The organism is Acidobacteriota bacterium, from assembly GCA_020853395.1.
Lineage (GTDB): Bacteria > Acidobacteriota > Vicinamibacteria > Vicinamibacterales > SCN-69-37 > JADYYY01.
The window spans coordinates 328,815-351,766 of sequence record JADYYY010000011.1 but is presented as its reverse complement, the minus strand read 5'-3'; the positions used below and the strand labels follow the sequence as shown (position 1 = coordinate 351,766).

Genomic DNA, 22,952 nt, shown 5'->3' with positions numbered 1-22,952 from the left:
CACGCCCCGCCGATACCCTCGGCCTCATGGACGCGCGAGGATCCGTCGGGTGGTTCTGCGCACTGCTCGACGACGCGGACGACGTGTACTTCCGGTACACGCTCGTCCCCACGAGACGCTTCGCCTACATCAGCCCGTCTGTTGCAGCGCTCACCGGCAGCACGGCCGACCAGTTCTACCGCGATCCGGACTTCTGCCTGGCCTTGATTGAGGACGAGGATCGCCCCGTCCTCCGACGCATCCTGCGCTCCCGCCGAAGCCGTGTGTCGACAATCCGCATCCTGCGCCACGGGACGGCCATTCCCATCGCGGTACGCACGGTGGCGCTCACGCGGCGCGGAAAGGTCGTCGCGATCGAGGGTGTCGCGGCGCTGGCGGTCGTCGCGCGGCCGTCGAGCCTCGGCCGGGCGGAAGGAACGCCGCCGGCCGAGCCAATTCAACCGCGGCTGGCGGCGCTCATGTGCGAGGTTCACGAGTTGCTGCACCGGGCGATGCCGATGGTGGCGCCTGCCGCAGCGACCACGGCCTCCCCCGGCAATGCTGCGACGACGCTCCGCGCCGGTCCGCTCGCGCTCGATCTCGATCGGCTCATCGTCACCGAGTCTGGCCGAACCGTGCCGCTTCCGAGCCGCGAGCTCCTGTTGCTCCGCTATCTGCTCCAGCGTCCCGGCCGCGTCGTCACGCGCGCACAGGCCCTGGCGGACGTCTGGCACTACAGCTACACGGGCGACGACCGGACCGTGGACGTGCACATTTCGCGACTTCGCCGGCGGCTGCCGTCGCTGCGCCGGCGGCTCGTGGCGATTCGGAATGTCGGCTACCGTCTCGACATCGAGCTGGCGGCCGAGCCGCGGGTAGCCAACTCGTGAAGGGTTGCGTACGACGCGGCTCGTGCTGCCGACGCCGAGGTCGGCGGTCGCAGGTCCATGGCAATGGACGTCGCGACGCGCCGGCCCGATCGCCGGCACTCCAACGGCACCTGACCTACTGATTGCTGCTCGATGCGGATGCGACCAGCACGAAGAACGCGGCCGTGCCGAGCAGACCGCCGGCGAGGAACGCATGCCGCTTCTTGCTCCGCGTCTTCTTCTCCCAGCCCGTCTTGAGCCCGAGCTGGTAGTCGGGTCCCTTGCCGGCGCCGCGCTGCAACGCCTCGGGCGAGAGCGGCTCAGGACCAATCACGAAGTAGCCGATGCCCGTACCGATGAGGCCGGTCAGCACGCCAATGGCCAGCCCGGCGCCGAGCTTTCCGCCGGTGCGTTGCGCCTCGGCGAGCATCTCGCCGTCGACGAGACCGGCAGCCAGCGTGTCGTTCTGCGCGACAGGCTGAGGGTTGGGAGCCGTGGGCGGCGACACGGCCTGCGCGCTCACGATTCCGCTGGCCGACGCCGTGAAACAGATGAGCAGAGCAATGGTGGTGATACGTCGAACGAGAGACATAGCGGCCTCCTTGGTGGGCGAACGCCACTCTACGGATGGCCGATTGCCGCCAGATTGCTGCGAGTCGAACAGTTGGCAATGAGGTCGTCTCGCGGACACGCGAGAGGCCGTCGCCCGCGAGCGGCGTCGCGGAACGGCTCACCACGACCCCGCCTGATCCACGCCTGACGCACGGGACGGCATACGCGCGTGGAATCGCCCGGCGCTCTGGACCCGGCGAAGCTCGAGCGCATCTCGTCGAGAAGTCGCCCGATTCCCGTCATGACGCTCTCGCTGATGCTGAACCGTACGCGTACGGCAGGATGACGCAGGGCCGCGATACGGCGAGCGCATTCCAGTAGAATCGTTGCGACCCGCTTCCCCAGCGATCACCCGAATGCGCGAGGTTTCGATCATGACCATTCGGCCGCGAGTGCTCTGTACCGTGGTTCTCACGACGGCGGTCCTGCTGCTGTGCGGCTCTTCACCGGAGGCGCAGCCGGCCGGCCGTGGACGATGGGACGTGCTCGACGTCGTCGGGCAGCACGTCCCGCGCTTCGAGTCTGGGTTCATCGAGGTCGGCGCGCGTTTCTACCTCGTCGGCGGCCGCCAGGCGCCGCAACCGGTGGAGATCTTCGATCCCGCAACGCGGACGTGGAGCACCGGAGCCGTGTCTCCCGTGACGATGCATCACTTTCAGCCCGTGGTCTTCGACGGGAAGATCTACGTGCTCGGAGCGCTCACCGGATCGGGGCGCGGCGAGCCTCCGCTGCCCGACGTGTACGTCTACGATCCTGCGGCCGATCGATGGGCGAAAGGACCCGCCATTCCGGCCGATCGCCTCAGAGGCGGTGCTGGCGTGGCGGCGCACGACGGGCTGATCTACCTGGTGGCCGGACACCAGTTGGGCCACTCGAGCGGCCACGTTCCGTGGTTGGATACGTTCAATCCCCGGACGGGCGAGTGGCGCAGGCTCGCAGATGCTCCTCGCCCGCGGGATCATTTCCAAGCGGTCGTGCTCGACGGCAAGATGTACGCGATCGCGGGCCGACGAAGCGCCGCGGCATTCGGGCACGCGTTGGACCTCACGACTCCCGAAATCGACGTCTACGACTTCGCCTCGGGACGATGGAGCACGTTGCCGACTTCGGCCAATATCCCGACGCAGCGCGCGGGCGTCTCGACGGTCGTGCTCAACGGCACGATTGTCGTGATCGGCGGAGAGAGCGCGGCCGACTTCCGCATGCACGCCGAGGTCGAGGCCTTCAATCCCGTGACCACGCGATGGACGACGCTGGCGCCGCTCAATCACGGCCGCCACGGCACCGGGGCGATCGTGCATGACGGAAAGATCCACGTGGCGGCAGGATCCACGCGACAAGGCGCGGGCGACCGCGTCCAGGAAGTGTTCACGCCGGCGCCGTAGGAGACGCGGGCGGTGACGTCGCGTCGCATGGAGAAGCCGACCATCACGGTCCACGTCCTTGGTGCGCTGCGCGTGTACTGCGGGGGCGCAGCCGAGCTCCCCGTCGACGCTGCCACCGTACAGGCGGCGCTCGACGACCTCGAGCGGAACCGGCCGGCGCTGTACCGCAATCTCTGCGACGAGACGGGCAAGGTGCGCCGGCACTTGAACGTGTTCGTGAACGCCGAGAACGTGCGGGACCTCGACGGCCTCGCGACGGCGCTGAAGCCGGGGGACGTGCTCACGATTCTGCCGGCGGTCTCTGGAGGATGAATGGCGAGTCGGATCGTGTTGACGATTGGCACGAGAAAGGGCGCGTTCGTCGCCGAGTCGGCGGGCACGCGGGACCGCTTCGCGCTCCGCGGCCCCTTCGGTCCAGGCGTGCCGGTGTACGCGACGCTCACTGACACGCGCGGGACGCCCCGGCTGTACGCGTCGAGCTGCAGCCCCTTCTTCGGCATGAAGGTGCTGCGCTCGACGGACCTCGGCCAGAGCTTCCACGAGACGGCCTCCGCGCCCGCGTTTCCCAAAGACGACGGACGTGCGCTCGCGAACATCTGGTCGCTCGTGCCGGGGCCGGAGGACGGAGAGCTGTGGGCCGGCGTCGAGCCGGCCTCGCTGTTCAGGAGCGGCGACCACGGCGACTCGTGGGAGATGATGCCGGGCATCAGCACGCACGAGCACGCGCGCAAGTGGCAGCCCGGCGCCGGCGGCCTCTGCCTGCACACGATCGTGCGCGACGGCCCGCGCGTCCACCTCGGCATCTCCACGGGCGGCCACTATCTGAGCGAGGACGCCGGCGCGACGTTCGCGGCGTCGAATGCGGGCGTGGGCGCCGGCTTCCAGCCGGATCCCTATCCTGAGTTCGGCCAGTGCGTGCACAAAATCGCGCGGCACGACGCGGCGCCCGGGCGGCTCTACATGCAGAATCACGGCGGCTGGGCGGACTGGACCGGCCCCGGCGGTCCGCGCCCCGACATCGGCGTGCTGCGCAGCGACGACTACGGCCGCTCGTGGCGCTCGATCGCGAAGGGACTGCCCTCCGACTTCGGCTTCCCCATCGTCGTCCACCCGCACGACCCCGACACCGTGTACGTGGTGCCGCACGAGCCCATGACGCGCGCCTGCCCTGGCGGTGCGCCCGCCGTGTGGCGCAGCGAAGACGGTGGCGAGTCCTGGCGCCGCCTCTCCGAGGGGCTGCCCGCGTCCGACAGCTACTTCACCGTGCTGCGCGACGCGATGGACGCCGACTCGCTCCAGGCACCGGCACTGTACTTCGGCACGACGACGGGCCAGCTCTGGATCGGCCGCAACGGCGGCGACCGGTGGGAGTGCCTGTTCGATTCGCTGCCGGCGATCCACTGCGTGAAGGCCGCAGTGGTCTGAGCGGTCGTCTCGGACGCTCGCGCGGCTCGTCGGGCGAGCTCACGTCTCCGCGCACGAGCGACCTGCGGCCGACGACCTTCTCATCAATACGCCGCGCTGGGCTTCAACGTCGCGAACGAAACGGATGAGAATAGACGCGTTCCGGGACGCATGCAGCAGCCCTTGACGCTCGCCGACGTCGAGACGCGGCTTCGCGTCTCTATCGACCATCTCCTCGAGGGGGTGCAGGTCCTCACCCGCGGCTGGACGTACGCCTATCTGAACCAGACCGCCGCGCGCCACGCCCAGCGCACGCTGGACGATCTGCTGGGCCGCACGATCATGAGCTGCTATCCGGGCGTGGAGACGACGCCGATGTTCGGACGGCTGCAGGCGGTCATGGAGACGCGCCGGCCCGATCGGTTTCGCAACGAGTTCGTCTACCCGGACGGCACGCGCCGCTGGTTCGACCTCATCGTGGAGCCGGTGCCCGACGGCATCTGCGTGATCTCGCTCGACGTCACCGACGAGCTGCGCCTCGAGGAGGAGCTGCGGCACGCGCACAAGATGGAAGCGCTCGGCCAGCTCGCGGGCGGCGTCGCGCACGACTTCAACAACCAACTGATGGTGATCACGGGCCTCTGCGACCTGCTCCTCTCGGAGATGGATGCTGCGCACCCGCTCGCGCGCGACCTCACCGACATCCGGGACGCCGGCCGGCGCTCGGCGCAGCTCACGAAACATCTGCTGACGTTCAGCCGCCGGCAGATCCTCGACGTCGTCCCGCTCGACCTGAGCGAGGTCGCGGCGCGGACCGTGACGATGCTGGAGCGCCTGCTCGGCGAGCGCATTCACGTCGAGCTGATGCTCGAACCGTCGCCGGCGATTCTCGGCGACGCGATGCAGCTCGAGCACGTCATCACGAACCTTGCGGTCAACGCGCGCGATGCGATGCCCGGCGGCGGACGGCTGACGATCGGCACGAAGGACGTCACGCTGAGCGAAGAGGATGCGCGGCAGCACGCGCTGATGTCCGCCGGCCGCTACGCGGTGCTGAGCGTGGCCGACACCGGAGAAGGGATGACGGAGGAGACGAAGGCGCGGCTCTTCGAGCCGTTCTACACGACGAAGCCGGCCGGCAAGGGCACCGGTCTCGGCCTCTCGACCGTGTACGGCGTGACGCGGCAGATGGGCGGCTACATCTGGGTGTACAGCGAGCGCGGCCGCGGCACGACCTTCAAGCTGCACTTTCCGGCGGCCGATGGCTTCGCGCCCGTCGCATCGGACGAGGAGACGGCGCTCCCGGACCGGCCCGCGACGATCCTCGTCGTCGAAGACGAAGCCGGTCTGCGGGAGTTCGCGGTGCGCGCGCTGCGACGCTTCGGCTACACGGTGCACGAGGCCGCGTCGGCCGAGGACGCGTCGGCGGCGCTCGCGGGCGGCGGCATCGATCTCGTGCTCACCGACGTCGTCCTGCCCGACGGCACGGGCCCGGACGTCGTCGCGCGCGCGCCCGCCGGCGTGCGCGTGGTGTTCATGTCGGGCTACGCCGATCTCGACGACCGTCCGCGCGCCGCCACCGGCGATGCCCGCTTCCTCGAGAAACCGTTCACGATCCCGGCGTTGATGAAAGTGGTCAGGGAGATGCTGGACAACGCGGAGCGCTGAGGCGCCGATCCGGCTCGGCTGGATCACGCCGGGCGGCGGCCACGTCTGCCGCCCGGCCGGCTCGCGCCGGCGGCCGAGGCACGACCGCGCCTGCGACGGGTTGCGGCCGTGGCGCCGCGTGCCGATCTGCCCGCGGTGCGGACAAGGCTCACGCCGTCGGCACCGCCGCCGCCCCCGGCTCCGCGGAGAAGAACTCGGCCGGCTGAAACCCGAATGGGCCTGCGATCAACATCGTGGGCAACTGCTGCACCGTGTTGTTGTAGATCTCGACGGCTCCGTTGTAGTAGTTGCGCGCGAACGCGATCTGGTTTTCGGTGTCGGCGAGATCGGCCTGGAGCTGCGCGAAGCGCTCGTTCGCCTCGAGCTCGGGATACGCCTCCGCGACGGCGACGAGCGTACGGATCGCGTTGGCGAGATCCTCGCTCGCCCGCGCCGCCGCCCGAGGACCGGCCGCAACGCCCGCCGCCGTCCTCGCCTCGGTGACTTTCTGCAGCGTCTCGCGCTCGAATGACGCGTACCCCTTCACCGTCTCGACGAGATTCGGGATCAAAGCGGCTCGGCGCTGCAATTGAACGTCGATGGCGCTCCACGCTTCTCTGACGCGCTGCCGCGCCGAGACCAGCCGGTTGTACAGCAGCGCGACCGCAAGAAGGACGACGAGCGCGGTGGCGAGAATCAGCATCGGGGGGCTCGGCGTTGCGTCATCTGGCCGGCGACTCCATGATGGGCCGCCTCGCGGCGAGCCGATTGACGCCCAGTGTTCCGATCCAGGCAATCACCACATCGCCAATAGTCACCAACTCCCGCCTCCCCCACCGCCTCCGCCGCCGCCCGCCGAGCCTCCGCTGAAGCCGCTGCTGCCGCTGCCGCCAGGCGTGGACGAGATGCTGCTCGACAGCGACGACGAGAAGTTACCGAAGCTCGAGGAGAAGGTGCCAGGGTCGAACTGGGACGTCCCCGAGTACCACGACGTGGTGGCGCGCTGCAGGTCGACATCCCGGAACGCGCGTGCCCATCGATCCACGCAGCGGAAGGCGATCGCGTACGGCAGGTACTCGGTGAAGATGTGCGCGCGTTCGGCGAAAGCCTGCTGCGGCGCCTCGGCCGTTTTGATGTAGCGGAGGAAACCGAGCGTGCGGCGCGTCAGGTTCTGGCCGAGCGCGGTGCGCCGTGGCATCGCCCGCGACACCGCGCCGAGCAGCAGGCCGGCGACGACAACCGGGAGGCCGAGCAAGCCTGCACCCCACCAGCGGCCGAGCCAAACGGTCAGCGCGATGCCGCCGCCCGCGATCACCAGGCCGACGAACGTCCAGGCGGCGCGCACGGTGTTCGGGTTCTGCGGGAACCAACGGCGCTCGACCGCGTCCTTGTACAACGCGCTCCGCGCCCGGCGGAGATCGTCGTAGAACTTGTTCTTCAACGCGGAGAGCGTGGTCACGGATCCGCTCTCGAAGAGGCCGTCGAGCACGATGCGCTCGTACGGGAGCAGGTCCTTGCCGTCCGTCTTCAGCCGCTCGAGCTGCCAGTCCTTCCGGCTGAACCAGTGCGCCTTGTCGACTTCGGCGATCTTCAGATGGCCACGCACCGCGAGATCGACGATCGTCGCGGTGACGTCGAGCGTGTCGGCGCGCTCGTCGAGCAGCAGCCCCATCTGCGCCGGACGCAAGCCCTCAGGCGGCGTGAACTCGACGGCGATCGGCCGGCCGCCGAAAAGCGGAATCGGTTCCTCGGCGGGCGTTCCTTGCCCACCGGCCACGGCCGGCGCACGTTGCAGCGCGATGTACCGGCGATCGCGGCCGAGCCGCCACCACCCCACCGCGATGACGGCCGTCAGCATCGCGACCTCGGCGGTCGACCCCGCGATGAACACCGGCGTGCGGCCGAAGAACTCGAACACACTGCGCGGCATCTTCGACAGGTTCGGCACAGGCTCCCGCACGACGCCTTTGCGCAGGCCGACGACGACCGCCATCTCCTCCTGCTCGGCAAGCGGACGCGTCGCGGTGAAGACGGCCTCGCCCGGCGCGAACCGCGCGTCGCACCGGTCGGTCGATGAGCCGACGCCTTGGAAGCACTCGACACGCTGAATGCCGCTGTCGGGCGCCAGCACGCGGATCGTCGCGCGCTCGATCGTCACCGGCCAGCGCCCGGTGGCGTTCCAATAGTACTCGTCGTGGTCGGCGAAACCGTTGAGCACGCCGCCGAGCTGATACGCGATGCGGTACGTCTGCGGCCCCGAAACGGTCCGATCCGGATCGCCGATCCTGAAGCGCCGGGTGTCTCCCTCATCCAGCACCGCGACCTGGTGCCGCTCGCCTCGCGCGTCGAGCACCCCGACGAGGTCGATGTCGTAGTCGCGGTAGCGGCCGCGGTCGAAGATCTGGCGGCGGATGAGATCGCGGGCGATGCCGTGCTTCGACAAGCCGCGGAAATCGACGTCGATCGCCTCCGCAACGTTGATCCTTCCGTCGCGCTGGATGTCGTACTTGATGTCGAGCCGCTGGATCACCCAGCCCTCGTCGGCACGGAGCACGACACCGGCGGCGAGCAGGCCCGCGAGAACGGCGATCGCCCGCGTCCGCCGCAGGCGCGCGGCGAGGCGGAGAACACGAGACATCCGACTGCCGGCACGTCGATCGGCGCGCAGGATGGTGCCGCGGGCCGAGCCGAGTTCGACCGGATGCGCCGATGGTCCGACGTTCCGACGCGACGCGGCGATCATCCGACGATCCGATCCCCAGCCGCTTCGACGGCCTCCGCCCCGTGGACGATGCGATGTCCCGACGCCATGGCGATCTCCCGATAGCGGCAGAGCGCGTTCGCGAGACGCATCTGGCGCGGAGTGTCGCACGGAGGTTCGAAGAGCCGCGGGCACGCCACGAGGATGCTCGCGCACCGGGCGCGCGAGGACGCGACGTTGAGGCGGTTGGGGCTGAAGAGGAAATCCATTCCGCGGGGAGCATCCTCGGCGCGCGACGCGGCCATCGAGTAGATCACGACGGCAGCCTCCTGGCCCTGGAACCTGTCCACCGTGCCGATGCCGACCGGCGGCCGAATGCGATCCCGGAGGCACCGCACGTGGGCGTTGTACGGCGCGACGATGAGGATGTCGTTGGCAGTGAGGGGACGCCGCATCCCGAGCTCGGTGTACCAACCAACGTTGCCGTTCAGGAGCTCATCCACGATGCCGGCGACGACGTCGGCCTCCTCGGACGAGGCGTTGCGGCAGCCGTCGTGGTCGACCTCGATCACCCAGAGGCCGGCGCCGTCGAAGCGCCGGCTGCCGTCGATCCGCTGCCGCTCGAGCGTCGGCAGCGCCGCGAGCTTTCCCTCGTAGAAGACCTCCGAGGTGAACGCGGCAATCGCCGGCGCGAGCCGCCGCGTGATGGGCAAGAAGATGCCGCGATCGTCGGGGATCGTCTGGCGGCCGCCGAGCAGGTGATCGAGCGCGGAGACGTCGACCCCGTCCGGATGCGCACCGCGCTGCGGCTGCTGGAGCTGCCGCGGATCGCCGAGCAGCACCAGGTTGCCGCCGGCCTGCGCGACGCTGACGACCGTCGCGAGCGACATCTGCCCCGCCTCGTCGACCACCAGCACGTCGACCGTCCGCGCGAAGTCCTGGCGCGCCCACATCCAGGCCGTGCCGCCCAGCACGCCGGCTCCCTCGTCCCTGATCCAGTCGAGCGCCTCGTCGTTCGTCTTGAACTCGCGCACCTCGTCGTCGGTGCCGAACGACTCGTCGCCGATCTTGTGCGCGATGGCGAGCGACGTGTTGAGCCGCACGGCCTCGGCGGCGACGTCGCGAAGCAGCTTGCGGATCACCTTGTGGCTCGTCGCGACGACGCCGACGTTCTTGCGCTCGGCGAGCAGCGCCGCGATGACGCGCGCCGCCGTGAAGGTCTTGCCGGACCCGGGCGGCCCCTGGATCGCGAGCACGCTGTGATCGAGGTTGCGCACCGTGCGGATGGCGAAGTCGGTTGGCAGCTCGTCGGGCCGCGGCCGGAACGCGCCGAACCGCAGGCGCGGCGGCCGCGCCAGCAGCAGATCGTTGACGAGCGGATCGCCGTCGCGATCGTCGAGACCGTGCGCCGCGATGACGTTGGCGGCGCGGTACACCGACTGCTCCTGTTCGGGCGCGGTCACGACCGTGAGCGCGATGACCGAGGTGGGATGGACCTCGACCTGCGACATCGGCTTCTTGATGTCGATCGTGCCGGCGATGCGGTCGATCGCGTGAACCGTGCCGAACGGCTCGTCCTGCTTGAGCCTGAGCCGATCGCCGACGCTGAAGTCGCACTCCTGCGGCGGATACGCGTAGCGATCGATCCCGCTCCTGAGCCGGCCGCCGATCGGCGAGAACACACGCTGCCGGAACTCGAGCCCGGCCAGCGCCCACGGCTCGTCCTCCAGCTCGTCGTCCGGCTGCTCGCGCAGGCGGTGGTACTCGCCCCAGCCGACGCGCTCCTCGCGGCGGAACCAGTCGGCGAGGTGGGCGACGAGCCAGCGCGCGTGCTGCTCGGGCGTGCGCTCGTGCGCGGGCGGGAGCCCGTGGAGGAGCGCGGCGCGCAATGCGGCGGACCAGGCGTCGCGCGCCGCGATGTGCTCGGCCGGATCCCCGTTGCCCGGCACCGGCCTCGCGATGTCGGCGCCGGCGCGGATCGCGGCCGTGCGCAGCCGCTCGAGCCACTGGCGGAGCGCCCAGGTCGAACGGCAGTCGTCGCGGTTGTACGCTTCGACGATCGCCTTCGCATCCGCATCGATCGCCGCGGGATCGCCGGTCTCGATCGCGAACTCGACGGCGCGCCGCTCGGCGCCGGCACGATCGAGATCCATCTCTCGCACGAACTCGTAGCACGGCTCGAGCGCCTTGATCGAGTAGCGCTCCACGCCGGCGCGGACGGCCTGGCGGACCACGGCGTAGAGGTCGACGAACCGGCCGGCGCGCAGCAGCGCGTCGACGTCGGGCTCGCGCCAGGCATGACGTCCCATCAGGCGCCGGAACGCCGACGGCTCGTACGGCGCGTAGTGATAGACGTGTGCGCCGGCATGCTCGGCGATCGCGCGCGCGATCTCGGTCAGCACCGCATCGAACGCCGCGCGCTCTTCTTCGTCCGTGAACGCCCACCAGCTCTGGTACTGGAAGCGGCCGTCGGCGCCGACGCGGCCGAGGCCGAAGAGGTACTCGCGCGTCGACGGTTCCAGGAATCCAAGGTCCGACTGGTGGGCGCCGACCGCACGCGGCGCGAAAGGATCGCCCTCGAGATCGAGGAAGAGGTCGCCAGGGCTGGGTTCGGGCAGCAGCGCCAGACCGGCGCGCGGAACCGGAGGGAGCAACTCGTACGTGGGACGGCCGGACGTGCGCTGCTCGAGCTGCAGCCGGGCCTGCTCGCGCAGACGCGCGTAGGTGTCCTTTGCCCCTCGCCGCGGCGAGAACGGAATCGGCAGCGGCAGCCGGGCGAGGCTCGCCAGCGTCGCGACGTCGTGCGCCGCCAGTTCGATCCGGTGCGTACGGCCCAGACCGGCGACGAACGAGAGGTGATCCCGCGTTCGCCGTTGGGCGTCGCACTCGCTGCCCCACCGGCAGACGGTGCAATGCTCACGGACGTCAGGGCACACGGCATCGGACGAGCCGGAGTACGCGACATCGGACAGGCGCATTGCCGCACCCGATGATCCGGCGATCGGAGCCGCCGCGATTGCGGAGCTCGCCCACGGTCCAGTCGCTCCGTGTTCCTCGATTCCAATCTGCTCGAGCCGCCGCAGGAACTCGCGCTCGACCTGCCGATAGAAGGCCGCGAAGTCGGCGACGCGGTATCGCTCGACGGACGCCGGCGTGACGACCGCGAAGTACTCGGGCGTACCGTCCTGGAGCGCGGCGAGCAGCTCCGTGTAGACGCAGAGCTGGAGGATCGTGCCGCCGCGCGTCTCGCGCGCGAGCTTCGTGTCGTGTACTTCGTACGCCCACGATCCGAAGGCGCTCGTGCCCGCGGTGCGCACGAGCGCATCCGCGCAGCCGAACCGTCCCGCCCCACCGAGCGGGGCCTGGACGATGACGTCGACGCCGGCGCGCATCGCGGCGAGCAACCGCGCTTCGGCCTCGCCGCGCTCGAGGCCGTCGAGATCGGCAACCGACCGTCCCTCCCGCTGCAACATCGCGACGTACCGCCGCTCGTGATCGCGGCCGCGCAGGGCGAGCACGTCGGTCGCCGGATCGCGCCACCCCGGGGGCGTGCGGCGCCCCCGCGCCACGTCGGCATCGAGGGCCGTCTTGTGCGGGCAGACGAGGAAATTGGCGAGGTCGGTCGGCGACGTTCGCAGGCGGCCTGAGACGACGTACATGGACGCCTCATTATTGAACGAGAGCCCCCCGGTTCGGCGACCGCGTGCTCCGCATCTCGGCACCGGCGATCGCCGGCGCCGGAGGTCGTCTGAACGGTCGCGCTCGCTCCCCCGAACGTCCCACGGCGGCCCGTTCCGGTCGAGGATCCCGACGCTCCGGCTATCGTGCGCGCCGCCGGCGCAACGGCCCCACCGAGGAACGTCCTACGATCTTCATCGTTGACGTACGACAAACATCGTAGTACACCTTGGCCATGCCTTCGACCACGCCGACGCCGACCAATGCCGAGCTCGCCGTGCTCCGCGTGCTGTGGCAACGCGGGCCCAGCACGGTGCGCGAGGTGCACGACACGCTCGCGGACACCCGCTCGGTCGCCTACACCACCACCCTCAAGACGCTCCAGGTGATGACCGCGAAGGGGCTGACCGTTCGCGAGGAGCGGGGCCCTCAGCATCTCTACCGCGCGCGCCATCCGGAGAGCCGGATGCAGCGGCGCCTCGTGCGCGACCTGCTCGACCGCGCCTTCGGCGGCTCGACCGCCCAGCTCGTGCTGCAGGCGCTCGCCAGCCGCAAGGCGTCCCCGGAAGAACTGCAGGAGATCCGCCGTCTGATCGCCGCCGAAGAGGAGAAGCACCATGACTGACACGGTCGTCGCTGATCCCGTTACCTACGCGCTCGGTTACGCGCTCGTGCGCTTTCTCTGGCAAGGCGCGGTCATCGGCCTGGCGACCGCCGTGGCGCTGACGCTGGCGCGCCGCGGCTCCGCCTCCCTCCGCTACCTCATGGCTTGCGCCGGCCTTTTCGCAATGGCGGCTCTGCCGATCGTCACGTTCGCCCGGGCGTTGCCGTGGAGCGGCACCACGATCTCAGCGAACGCGGGCGTCCCGCGGGCCCTCTTCGCAACCCTGGTCGACGATGCCCCTCCCGTCGCAGGCAACCCGTTCGAGCTGTTCTCGATGCTCTCGGCTCTCGCCTGGTCGCCGGCCATCGTCATCGCCTGGAGCGCGGGGGTGCTGCTGCTGGCCGCGCGGCTGCTCGTGGGCTGGCGGACGGTCGCACACCTTCGGGCGGGAGCGCACGCCGTCGACGACGGCGATTGGATCGCGCGGACGACGGCGCGGGTGGCCGGGGCGCTCGGCGTCGAGCGTCGCGTCGCGGTCGTCCGGTCAGCGTCCGTGGACGTTCCGGCGGTCGTCGGCTGGATGCGGCCGCTCATCGTCGTGCCGATGAGCGCCATGGCGGGGCTCACGCCGGCGCAGCTCGAGGCGATCATCGCGCACGAGATCGCGCACATCCGCCGCTACGACCACGTCGTCAACGGCGTCCAGACGATCGTCGAGACGCTGCTCTTCTACCACCCGTCGGTCTGGTGGGTGTCGAGACAGATCCGGATCGAACGCGAGCACTGCTGCGACGACATCGCCCTGTCGCTCGGATCCACTCGCGTGGACTACGCACGTGCGCTGACGAGCCTCGAGGAGGCGCGAGTACCGCGGCCGCTTCTTGGGATCTCGGCGGCGGACGGGTCGCTCGTCGGACGCGTGCGCCGCGTGCTGGGCCAGTCGCCGCAGCCGGTCAGCCGCCCCCGCGTCGCGCTGCTGATCGCGTTGGCGGTGACGGCCGTGTCGGCGGCTATCGGGGCGAGCGGCGCGCAGATGCAGGCGCAGGGCCCGTCGGTCGTGATGGCGGCGCAGGTCGTTCCCGAGCCGCCGAGCGCGGCAGCGACGAACACTGCCCAGCAGGCCCTTGCATCAGCCGATGCGCAGATCGTCGCGCTCGAAGAGACCTATCGCCGCGCGCGTCTTGCGAACGACACGGCGACACTCACGCGACTGCTCGACCCGGCGTTCGTCGGCGTCGGCAGCCTGGACGACATCCCGCGGAACAAGGTCGAGTCGCTGGCGCAGTGGAGCGGCAGACGAGTCACCGCGCTCGCCACCACCTCGCGAGAACGGCAGATGGAAGACGGCGCCGCGATCGTGCGCGGCGTCGAGACGATGACGGTCGGCGGCGTGACCCAGCAGGTGCGGTACGCGCGCGTGTGGAAGGTGAGCCCGTCGGTCGGCTGGACCCTCGTCTCGAGTATCCAGGTGCCGGCTTCGGCCGGCACGGCGCGTCGAGCGGGGATGCCTCCGCCTCCTCCACCGCCTGCACCGTCGACCGGATTGGCCTCCGTCCGCGAGTCCATCACCATCACGGGCGAGCGGCCGGCCGGGACGGCGTCCGACCGGCCCGCGCCGCCTGGACCGGCGGTGCGCATCGGCGAACAGGGCGTCACGGCTCCGATGAAGATCAAAGACGTCAAGCCACAATACCCGTGGCTCGCCAGGGCCGCCGGCGTCCAAGGCATCGTGTTTCTCGAATCGATCATCGATACCGACGGGTCTGTCACGAACTTGAAGGTCATCCGGTCGAGCGGCTCGGACGAGCTCGACGGTGCCGCCATCGACGCCGTCTCGCAGTGGCGTTACACGCCGACACTGCTCAACGGCCAGCCGGTCTCGGTCATCTGCACCATGACCGTGAACTTCACGTTGAACTAGACAGCGGGCATCGGAACATCGGGATATCGGGATATCGGGACAGCGGGCATCGGGACAGCGGCTCATCGGGTCATCGATCATCGGAACATCGACTGAACGGTGGTCCGATCCGATGGCCGATGTCCCGATCGACCGATGGCCTATCGTCTAGGCCCGGTGAACAGCGCCTCGAGTCCTCGCCAGACCCACCGGATGAAGACGACGACGATCGCAAGCCAGACGATGACGATCGCGGCCGCGAGGAAAGGGTGCTGCGTGGCGAACCAGGTCACGCCGATCGCGAGCGTGTCTTCGCCCAGGCTGACGGCCGCGTTCGTGAACGGCTCGGGCGACAGCGTCACGCTCGTGCGCAGCGCTGCCTTGCCGCTGTGTGCGGCGAGCGCGATCACGGCCCCGAGCGCCGACGCGAGCAGTTGCTCGCCGGGCGAGAGCTGCGCCGTGGCGCCGTAGGCGAAGAGCGCGGCCGCCGGCACGCGCACGAACGTCTGCAGCGCGTTCCAGAACAGATCGACGATCGGGATCTTGTCGAAGACGAACTCGAACAGGAACAGCACCAGCGCGGCGCCGATCACCACGGGGTCCTCGACGAGCCCGAGCGCCGGCGGTAGATCGACGTACCCGTACCGCGCGAGCAGCCCGATCGTCGCGACCGTCGCGGAGAGATTCAGCCCCGCGGCAAAGCTCGTGGCGATCGCGAGAGCGACGAGGTTGGCCGAAGACATGGGCATCGGATCATCGGGTTATCGGATCATCGGGTCATCGGAACGGCACATCTGGTCATCGCGCAGCGATTCATCGGGCTATCGGGACGGATCATCGGATCATCGCGCAGCGGACCATCCGGCCATCTCACCAGCACATCGGGTCATCGGGATAACGATCATCGGACCATCGGCATGACACATTGGATCATCGGGGATGCTGCGTTGGATCACGGGATGCCGCATCGAGTATCCGGATCGTGCATCGCGTCATCGGAGCAAACACGTCGAGTCTCGGATGGTCGGGCGATGGAGTTCTCGCTGCCCGATGATCAGATGACCCGATGCGCTCCCGATGTGTCGATGACCGTATCCGATATCCCGATATCCGATATCCCGATATCCGATTCCCCGATATCTCGATGTCTGTTTCCGATGCCCCGATGCCCCTCACTCTGCCGTCTTCCAGTGCATGAGATCGAAGTCGACCGGGCTGACGCGCCCCTGCGCGATGTGCGCGGCAATCTGCTGCGCGTGGAAGCGGCCGTTCTCGATGAACCAGCGGTTCGTGCGGTACCCGCCGCAGACGGTGCCGGCCAGGTAGACGCCCGGCCGGTTCGATTCGAACGTGGCCTCGTCGAACGTCGGCGTGCGCCACCCGTCGTCGGCGAACGTGATGCCGATCTGCTCGAGGAAACCGAAGTCGGGATGGTAGCCGGTCATGGCCAGCACCCAGTCGTTTTCGATCTCCCGCGTACCGTCCGGCGTCGCCAGCACGAGGCTCCGCTCGCGGATCTCGGTGACGGACGTGCTGAAGAACGCGCGGATGCTCCCTTCCTTGATCCGGTTCTCGAGATCCGGCTTGATCCAGTACTTGATCGTGTCCGAGAGCGCCGGCGACCGCACGACGAGCGTCACGTCGGCGCCGCGGCGATAGCCGTCGAGGGCGGCCTTCGCGGCCGAGTTGCGCGCGCCGATCACCGCGACGCGTTGGCCGACGAACCGGTACGGCTCGCCGTAGTAGTGAAACACCTTGGGCAGCTCTTCGCCCGGCACGTTCAACAGGTTCGGCAGGTCGAAGAAGCCGATGGCGATGACGACAGCGCGGGCCGCGTGCTCGCCCGCCGTCGTGACGACGGTGAACGCGCCCCGCTCGCCGCGCACGTCGAGGACGCGCTCGTAGAGCCGGAGGTCGAGCCGTTCGCGGGCCGCCACCGACCGGTAGTATTCGAGCGCGTCCTCGCGCGACGGCTTGTACTGCGCGACCGGAAAGGGATGGCCGCCAATCTCGATCAGATCCGGCGTCGAAAAGAACTCCATCCGCGGCGGATAGCCGAGGATCGAATTCACGAGCGCGCCCTTGTCGATGACCCGGCACGTCAGGTGCTTCCGCTGAGCTTCGATCGCGCACGCCAGCCCGACCGGGCCGGCCCCGATGACGACAACGTCCTGCACGTGTCCGGTTGTATCACGCATGGGCATCGGGTTATCGAACATCGGGATATCGGGGCATCGGCATCGGGGCAGCGGGGCATCGCGCATCGGGACGTCGGACCACCGTGTGCCGGCGGTCGAATTGCGTGTTGCAGGTTTTGCGATCGGCGCTGGTGTGACGTTGGCGTTGCGGTGGACTGCGCCGTGGCACGAGACGTGCCCCCACTACGGCATGACACATTCCGAGCTGTGCCAACGGCACGAAGGCGTTTGCGGTGGCGACCGCGCGGCTCGGCATCTTGCTAGGCACCGGACCGCCGCTCAAGAACGCCGCCGCGCAGTTGACGAGTCCGTCGCTGCCAACCACCGCGCGGCCGGACTCGCGAGATTTCGACGTGAGTTCGTCGCGAAGCTAGGCGTCGTGATCGAAGAGGCCGACGAGTGCACATTCTGGCTCGAGTACATTCAGGACCTCCACACTCCGCGCGCGCTCCCTGGAATCGCGTCACTCATGGACGAGAGCCGACAGCTCGTCCGCATCTTCACCGCATCGCGCAACACCGCGAAGGCACGCTGTTGATGGCCGCTGGCCAGATGGCCGATGTCCCGATGCCCAACGTCCCGATGCTTTAGAATCTGCCCATGCTGACCGTCACCAAGGACCTGATGCTGCCGACGACGATCACGGGCTCGTGGCCGCGCCCGCGGTGGTTCGACGTGAGCATGTGGGGCAAGCCGCTCGACACGTGCATGATGGACGTGCACTACCGCGAGAAGTTCGGCGACGCGCTCACCGTCGTCATCGGCGACGAAGAGCGTGCCGGCCTCGACATCGTCACGCACGGCGACCTGCATTGCGACGATGACATGGCCGGGCGGTCGTGGCATCACTATCCGATTCAGCGCTGGGCAGGGTTCGAAGGCGATTACCTCCAGTCCGAGGAGACGCGATCGCCCTGGCTTCGGTATCCGCCGGGCACGCTGCTCAACGAGATCTACACGGGCTGGCGCTGGCCGCGCGTCGTCGACGAGATCCAGCACCGGCCGCTCGACTACCCGAAGATCTGGCGCATGGCGCAGGTCCGCGCCAGCCGGCCGGTGAAGTTCGGCACCTGCTGCTCGCAGGTGATGGGGCTGTTCCTCGACGTCCACACCGACAAGTACACGGACCATCGGCAGGTCATCTGGGACATGGCCGAAGCGATGAACAAGGAGCTGCTCGCGCTGCGCGACGCGGGCTGCCGGCTCATCCAGATCGAGGAGCCGACGCTGCACTTCTGGGCGAACACCTACGGCGCCGACAGCGACGAGGTGAAGTTCATGGTCGACGCCTACAACCGCGAGGTCCAGGGGCTCGACGACGTGGAGCTGTGGGTGCACACGTGCTGGGGCAACCCGAACATGCAGCGCGTGATCGAGAACGACAGCTACAAGGCGTCGTTCGACAAGTATCTCGGCGAGATGCGCGCGGACGTGTGGACCGTGGAGATGACGGACCGGAACTTCCGCGAGATCGAGCTGTTCGGGGCGATGAAGGGCCGGCTGCCGAAGAAGATCGCGGTCGGCGTCTGCAGCCACCGAACGCTGCAGGTGGATCGGCCGGAGGACATCGCCGCGCGCATCCGCAAGGCGCTCGAGCACATCGCCCCCGAGCAGCTCATCGTCTCGAGCGACTGCGGGTTCGGCCGCCAGGGCTGCAACCGCGACATCGCGTTCTTCAAGACGACGGCCATCGCCCAAGGGGCGAACATCGTCCGCCGCGAGCTGGGCCTGCCGGAGTCGCCGATTCCGGCGGCGAATCCGACGCTGCAGACGGACATCGTGCCCAAGAACGCCGACCGGTGAAACGGGATGACGGGAGCGGCCTCGCCCGACGTGCGCGACGGACGCCGCAGGAAGGTGATCATCTCCTGCGCGCTGACGGGCGGGATCCACACGCCGACGATGTCGCCGGCGCTTCCCTTCCATCCCGACGATCTGGCGCGCCAGGGCGTCGACGCGGCTGGAGCCGGCGCCGCGATCCTGCACGTGCACGCGCGCGATCCGCGCGACGGGCGACCGTCTCCCGACCCCGCGCACTTCCGCGCCTATCTCTCCCGCATCAAGGAACGCTCCGACGTGGTGATGAACGTCACGACGGGCGGCGGCCTGAACATGACGGTCGACGAGCGCCTGGCGGCTCCGGTGGCGCTGCGCCCGGAGATGTGCTCGCTCAACATGGGCAGCATCAACTTCGGCATCTTCCCGCTGGCCAACCGGTACAGCTCGTGGCGGTTCGACTGGGAGGAGCCGTACCTGCGCGCGACCGAAGACTTCGTGTTCAAGAACACGTTCCGCGACATCGCGAGGATCCTGACCGTGCTCGGCGACGAGCACGGGTGCCGCTTCGAACACGAGTGCTACGACGTCGGGCACCTCTACAACCTGGCGCACTTCGTCGAACGGCAGCGGGTGAAACCGCCCTTCTTCGTCCAGATGATCTTCGGCGTGCTGGGCGGCATCGCCCCTGACCCGGCCAACCTGATGTTCATGAAGGACACAGCCGACCGGTTGTTCGGCGCCGACTACCTCTGGTCCGTGCTGGCGGCCGGCCGCTTCCAGATGCCCTTCGCCACGCAGTCGGTGCTGCTGGGCGGATCGGTCCGCGTCGGGCTCGAGGACTCGCTGTACATCGCTCCCGGGAAACTGGCGGCGTCGAACGCGGAGCAGGTCGCGAAGATCCGGGGCATCGTGGAAGCGCTCGGGTACGAGATCGCGACGCCCGCCGACGTGCGCCGCTGGCTCGGCCTGAAAGGCGCCGACGCCGTCGCCTTCTGAGAGAACCTGCCCAGCCGTACACCGTCGCCGTCGTCGTGAATCGGTGACGGCTCAGCGCGTCTCGATCCATTTGACGCCTAGAACAGCTCCTGTCAGACGATGTCAGGCGATTCCGGCGCGATCGCAGCGTCCGTGTCTGAAGTAGTCAGACCGCGTGCTGAAGATTCGCCGGCCGGCGGGCGGACACTTGTGTGCAGCACGAGCGATGGCCGGCCCGCAGAACTCCTTCGATCGTCCGCACGTTTTCGCGCGAACGTCGAGCAACCGAACGTCGTCCCGGCCGGCCGCGTTCGTCGCCACCACCGCGTGGCTGCGGTCGAGGGTTTCCACGGCGCTGCCGGCACGCACGACCGCGGTGCCGTCTTGCCCGGCGCGCCGCACGCTGGCGAGCTTCGTGGCCATCGGCCCGGATGCTGAGCGCGCGCGTGGTCAGAGCGCGTGGTCAGAGGAAGACCACGGCGTCCTCCGCACGCAGCGCCGCCGCGCCATGCACACACTCCGTCTCCAGAGGTAGTCGCACATGAAGAGTCTCCCCATCTGTCTATTGCTCTGCGTCCTGTCCAGCGCCGTTGCACCGGCCCATCTGGCCGGCGCCTCACCGTCATCGGCGGCGTCGATGCAGCGGAAGACCTCGAAGCTGAAGGGCACGATCAAGAGCGTCGGCGCGGAATCCGCGGTGATCGTCCCGGCGGACAACAAGCAGACCGAGATCACGTTCCGTCTCACGTCGAGCACCGAGAAGACGGGATCGCTCTCGAGCGGCGACGCCGTCGAGGTCGAGTACTACTTCGAGCAGGGCCAACGGGTGGCGACCGCCCTGGCCGGCAAGGCGAGCGCACGATAGGACTGGCGGCCGGCGCAGCACCGTGCGCTCATGGAGCCGACGATTCGAGCATCCAGAGCTGGCCGGTCGATTCCGTGATGGGCAGCAGCAGCCGCGTGCTGGTCAGAGCGATGTCCATGTTCCGCGCGTCGCCCGAGATGGTTCGCTCGTCGCTCGTGAACGCGGTCACCGGGAAGGGATCGCCCGATGGCAGGCCCGCCGTGCCGTCGAAACGACGTCCCCAGAGGTTCCGGAAGCCGCCGTTGCGGTCCGACACGTAGTAGACCGTCCTGCCATCCGGCGACCAGCGAGGTTTGTCGTCGAAGCTGCCACCGGAGCTGATCGCTACCCAGGTGCCGCCGGACGCGGGCATGACGTACAACGACGACGTTCCCTGAGGGCGCCGATCCAGCGCCTGAAAGAGAATCCAGCGGTGATCGGGCGAGAAGTGCGCGTTGCGGAGCTCTCGCACGGGATCGGCGGCCAGCACCGTCACGGCGACCGCCTTGGCATCGGCCGAGAGGCGCGCGGCGCAGAGCTTGACGGGATCGCCGGCTTGCTGCTGGCACGCGCCGAGGATGGTACGGCCGTCCGCCGCCAGGTCGCTCGGCACGAAGTACTGCTGATCGTCGAGCGGCACGACGCGCACCGCCTTCGATGCCGGCGACACTTGGATCAGCTCCACCTTCGCCGAGCCGCCTTCCGGCGCGGTCCACCGCCGCGACAGGACCACGTGCCGATCGTCGGCAGACCACCTCGGCTTGCTGAACGTCCCTCCCGTCCCCTTGAAGAGCAACGTATCGGCGCCCTGGTCCAGCCGCCGCGTCCAGACTTCGTGCTGATCGCCCCGCACGATGCTGTAGGCGATCTCCTTCCCGTCGTTCGAAGCGTCCGCATTCAGCTCGCCGGGAACGCCGGACGTGAGCGGGGTGCCTCCGTCGAGCAGCCGGCCGACCGCCGGATCGAACCGGAACGCCCACATCCGAGATCGCGACGTGCGCGTGGTGAACATGAGGCGGCCGTCACGAGCCACGGCCATGTTCACGTCGGCGCCGACCCCGATGGTCACACGCTCGGGTCCGCCAGTCGCTTCGTTCGTCGCCGGGTCGATCGGGATCCGCCAGATGTTCGCGACCCCTCCGGTCGTGCCTTCGAGGTAGATGGCGTTGCCCGGCGGCGCCCATCGGAAGCGTCCGAACTCGACGCGCTGCCTGCGCAGCGCATCTTGGAACGCCTGCTGGTGGAGCGACATCACTGGCGTGCCCTCGAAGGGCGGTGCCGTCGCGAGCACGAATCCGACATCGTCGCGGCCCAGGATGGACAGCCGCCCGTCCGGATGCCATGCAGCGCCCACGGGTTCGACGAGCTTGGTGATGTCGGGCCGGGCGGGCCTCGGCGGCTGGCCATCGAGGCCCACGATGAAGAGGCTCACCGGCCCGACCGAAGGGCCGCCCGGCCGCGAGCTGAACAGGATGACGGCGCCGTCCGGCGACCACTGCGGCGCGTATCCGAACGTGGCGATCCGCCGCTCGGACGATCCGCCGACGTCGGTAACGTAGATCCCTCCGCCGTCCCGGCTCGAGCGATACGCGAGCTGCTTGCCGTCGGGTGACCACGAGGGCGTCGACTCGGCCCACGGAGTACTGGATGCCTGTACGAGGCTGCCGTCGTCGAGCCGCTTGATCCAGAGATCGGGATTCCCCGAGCGATCCGATACGAACACCACGGCCTGCCCGGTCGGCGACCAGGCCGGTTGCCTCGAGAACCCTGGATCGAACGTGATCTGCGTGAGCACGGGAGGCGACGCGGCGGCGCGCGAGGCAGTCGTGCGCGGGCCGAAGACGAGCAGGGCGAGGACGAGGCCGACGATCGCGAGCAGGCCGGCGGCCAATCCGTAGCGGCGGACCGGCGGCGGCGCCGACGCCGGAAGGCTCGCCGCGGCTGGCTCGCGCTGGTCCTCTACGACGTCTGGCGCGTCGGGTCGCGCTTCGGCGGCTGGTTCCGCCTGCAGCGCCTCGGACCACTCGCTGACGTCCGCCACGAACCGATAGCCCTCGTTCGGCAACGTGACGATGTAGCGGTGCTCGTCGGGCCGCTCGTCGAGCGCCTTCCGGACGCGAGAGATCTGCCGGAACAGGTTGTTCTCCTCGACGATCCGATCTCCCCACACCAGTTCCAGCAGCTCGTCCTTCGGCACGATCCGATCGCGGCGGGCGACGAGCACCAACAGCACGTCCAGCGTCTTCGACGTGACGGGCACGGGCTGGCCGTCGCGAAGCAGCCGGCGCTTCACCCGGTCGAGCACGAACGGGCCGAAGGCATAGCCGCGGGGTTCCGATGGGACGGCTGGAGGCACAGAGCGTCTTACGGACGTGCC

At 69.1% G+C, this 22,952-nt stretch carries 18 protein-coding genes; 11 read left to right on the top strand and 7 right to left on the bottom strand.

The window, feature by feature from the left end; all coding sequences use genetic code 11:
* The first annotated feature begins 26 nt into the window (after positions 1-26).
* The gene (locus IT184_12800; GenBank protein ID MCC7009681.1) at positions 27-869 is read left to right on the top strand and encodes a response regulator transcription factor; all 843 of its coding nucleotides are present in this window, start codon (positions 27-29) and stop codon (positions 867-869) included.
* A gap of 115 nt (positions 870-984) precedes the next feature.
* On the opposite strand, the gene IT184_12795 is transcribed toward IT184_12800, so the two are convergent.
* A complete protein-coding gene (locus IT184_12795; GenBank protein MCC7009680.1) occupies positions 985-1,440 on the bottom strand; it encodes a hypothetical protein in 456 nt (151 codons plus the stop codon).
* Positions 1,441-1,834: 394 nt separating this feature from the next.
* Between IT184_12795 and IT184_12790 the strand changes: the two genes are divergently transcribed.
* The 4 genes from IT184_12790 (at position 1,835) to IT184_12775 (ending at position 5,917) form a co-directional block, all read left to right on the top strand.
* Positions 1,835-2,845, top strand: a complete 1,011-nt coding sequence (locus IT184_12790) for a kelch repeat-containing protein (protein ID MCC7009679.1) — start codon at positions 1,835-1,837, stop codon at positions 2,843-2,845.
* A 27-nt stretch (positions 2,846-2,872) separates the two neighbouring features.
* Positions 2,873-3,157, top strand: coding sequence for a MoaD/ThiS family protein (locus IT184_12785; protein MCC7009678.1), 285 nt, complete (start codon positions 2,873-2,875; stop codon positions 3,155-3,157).
* Positions 3,158-4,270: an exo-alpha-sialidase gene (locus IT184_12780; protein ID MCC7009677.1), complete on the top strand. Its 1,113-nt coding sequence runs from the start codon at positions 3,158-3,160 to the stop codon at positions 4,268-4,270.
* Positions 4,271-4,420: 150 nt separating this feature from the next.
* Positions 4,421-5,917, top strand: a complete 1,497-nt coding sequence (locus IT184_12775) for a response regulator (GenBank protein MCC7009676.1) — start codon at positions 4,421-4,423, stop codon at positions 5,915-5,917.
* Between the two features lie 148 nt (positions 5,918-6,065).
* On the opposite strand, the gene IT184_12770 is transcribed toward IT184_12775, so the two are convergent.
* The 3 genes from IT184_12770 to IT184_12760 form a co-directional block, all read right to left on the bottom strand.
* The gene (locus IT184_12770) at positions 6,066-6,599 is read right to left on the bottom strand and encodes a LemA family protein (GenBank protein MCC7009675.1); all 534 of its coding nucleotides are present in this window, start codon (positions 6,597-6,599) and stop codon (positions 6,066-6,068) included.
* Positions 6,600-6,710: 111 nt separating this feature from the next.
* A complete protein-coding gene (locus tag IT184_12765) occupies positions 6,711-8,534 on the bottom strand; it encodes a DUF2207 domain-containing protein (protein ID MCC7009674.1) in 1,824 nt (607 codons plus the stop codon).
* Between the two features lie 101 nt (positions 8,535-8,635).
* Positions 8,636-12,256, bottom strand: a complete 3,621-nt coding sequence (locus tag IT184_12760) for a TM0106 family RecB-like putative nuclease (protein ID MCC7009673.1) — start codon at positions 12,254-12,256, stop codon at positions 8,636-8,638.
* Positions 12,257-12,510: 254 nt separating this feature from the next.
* On the opposite strand from IT184_12760, the gene IT184_12755 reads away from it, so the two are divergent.
* Positions 12,511-12,900: a BlaI/MecI/CopY family transcriptional regulator gene (locus tag IT184_12755; protein ID MCC7009672.1), complete on the top strand. Its 390-nt coding sequence runs from the start codon at positions 12,511-12,513 to the stop codon at positions 12,898-12,900.
* Complete coding sequence (locus IT184_12750) at positions 12,893-14,800, top strand: TonB family protein (protein MCC7009671.1); 1,908 nt, start codon at positions 12,893-12,895, stop codon at positions 14,798-14,800. Before IT184_12755 ends, IT184_12750 begins: the two co-directional genes overlap by 8 nt.
* A gap of 140 nt (positions 14,801-14,940) precedes the next feature.
* Here IT184_12750 and IT184_12745 read toward each other — a convergent pair whose 3' ends face one another.
* Both IT184_12745 and IT184_12740 read right to left on the bottom strand, forming a co-directional pair.
* Positions 14,941-15,528 (bottom strand): DUF4126 domain-containing protein, encoded by a 588-nt coding sequence (locus tag IT184_12745; protein MCC7009670.1) that lies wholly within the window; start codon positions 15,526-15,528, stop codon positions 14,941-14,943.
* Positions 15,529-15,951: 423 nt separating this feature from the next.
* Entirely contained in the window at positions 15,952-16,956 is a 1,005-nt protein-coding gene (locus IT184_12740) for a YpdA family putative bacillithiol disulfide reductase (protein ID MCC7009669.1), read from the bottom strand.
* A gap of 19 nt (positions 16,957-16,975) precedes the next feature.
* Between IT184_12740 and IT184_12735 the strand changes: the two genes are divergently transcribed.
* The 4 genes from IT184_12735 (at position 16,976) to IT184_12720 (ending at position 20,596) form a co-directional block, all read left to right on the top strand.
* A complete protein-coding gene (locus IT184_12735) occupies positions 16,976-17,515 on the top strand; it encodes a four helix bundle protein (GenBank protein ID MCC7009668.1) in 540 nt (179 codons plus the stop codon).
* 62 nt (positions 17,516-17,577) lie between these two features.
* On the top strand, positions 17,578-18,780 hold the full coding sequence (locus IT184_12730) for a cobalamin-independent methionine synthase II family protein (protein MCC7009667.1): 1,203 nt from the start codon (positions 17,578-17,580) through the stop codon (positions 18,778-18,780).
* Between the two features lie 6 nt (positions 18,781-18,786).
* Positions 18,787-19,752 carry a 3-keto-5-aminohexanoate cleavage protein gene (locus tag IT184_12725; protein ID MCC7009666.1) on the top strand — a complete coding sequence of 322 codons (966 nt, stop codon included), beginning with the start codon at positions 18,787-18,789 and terminating at the stop codon, positions 19,750-19,752.
* Positions 19,753-20,272: 520 nt separating this feature from the next.
* The gene (locus IT184_12720) at positions 20,273-20,596 is read left to right on the top strand and encodes a hypothetical protein (protein ID MCC7009665.1); all 324 of its coding nucleotides are present in this window, start codon (positions 20,273-20,275) and stop codon (positions 20,594-20,596) included.
* A gap of 28 nt (positions 20,597-20,624) precedes the next feature.
* Here IT184_12720 and IT184_12715 read toward each other — a convergent pair whose 3' ends face one another.
* On the bottom strand, positions 20,625-22,931 hold the full coding sequence (locus IT184_12715) for a PD40 domain-containing protein (protein MCC7009664.1): 2,307 nt from the start codon (positions 22,929-22,931) through the stop codon (positions 20,625-20,627).
* Between the last annotated feature and the right edge of the window lie 21 nt (positions 22,932-22,952).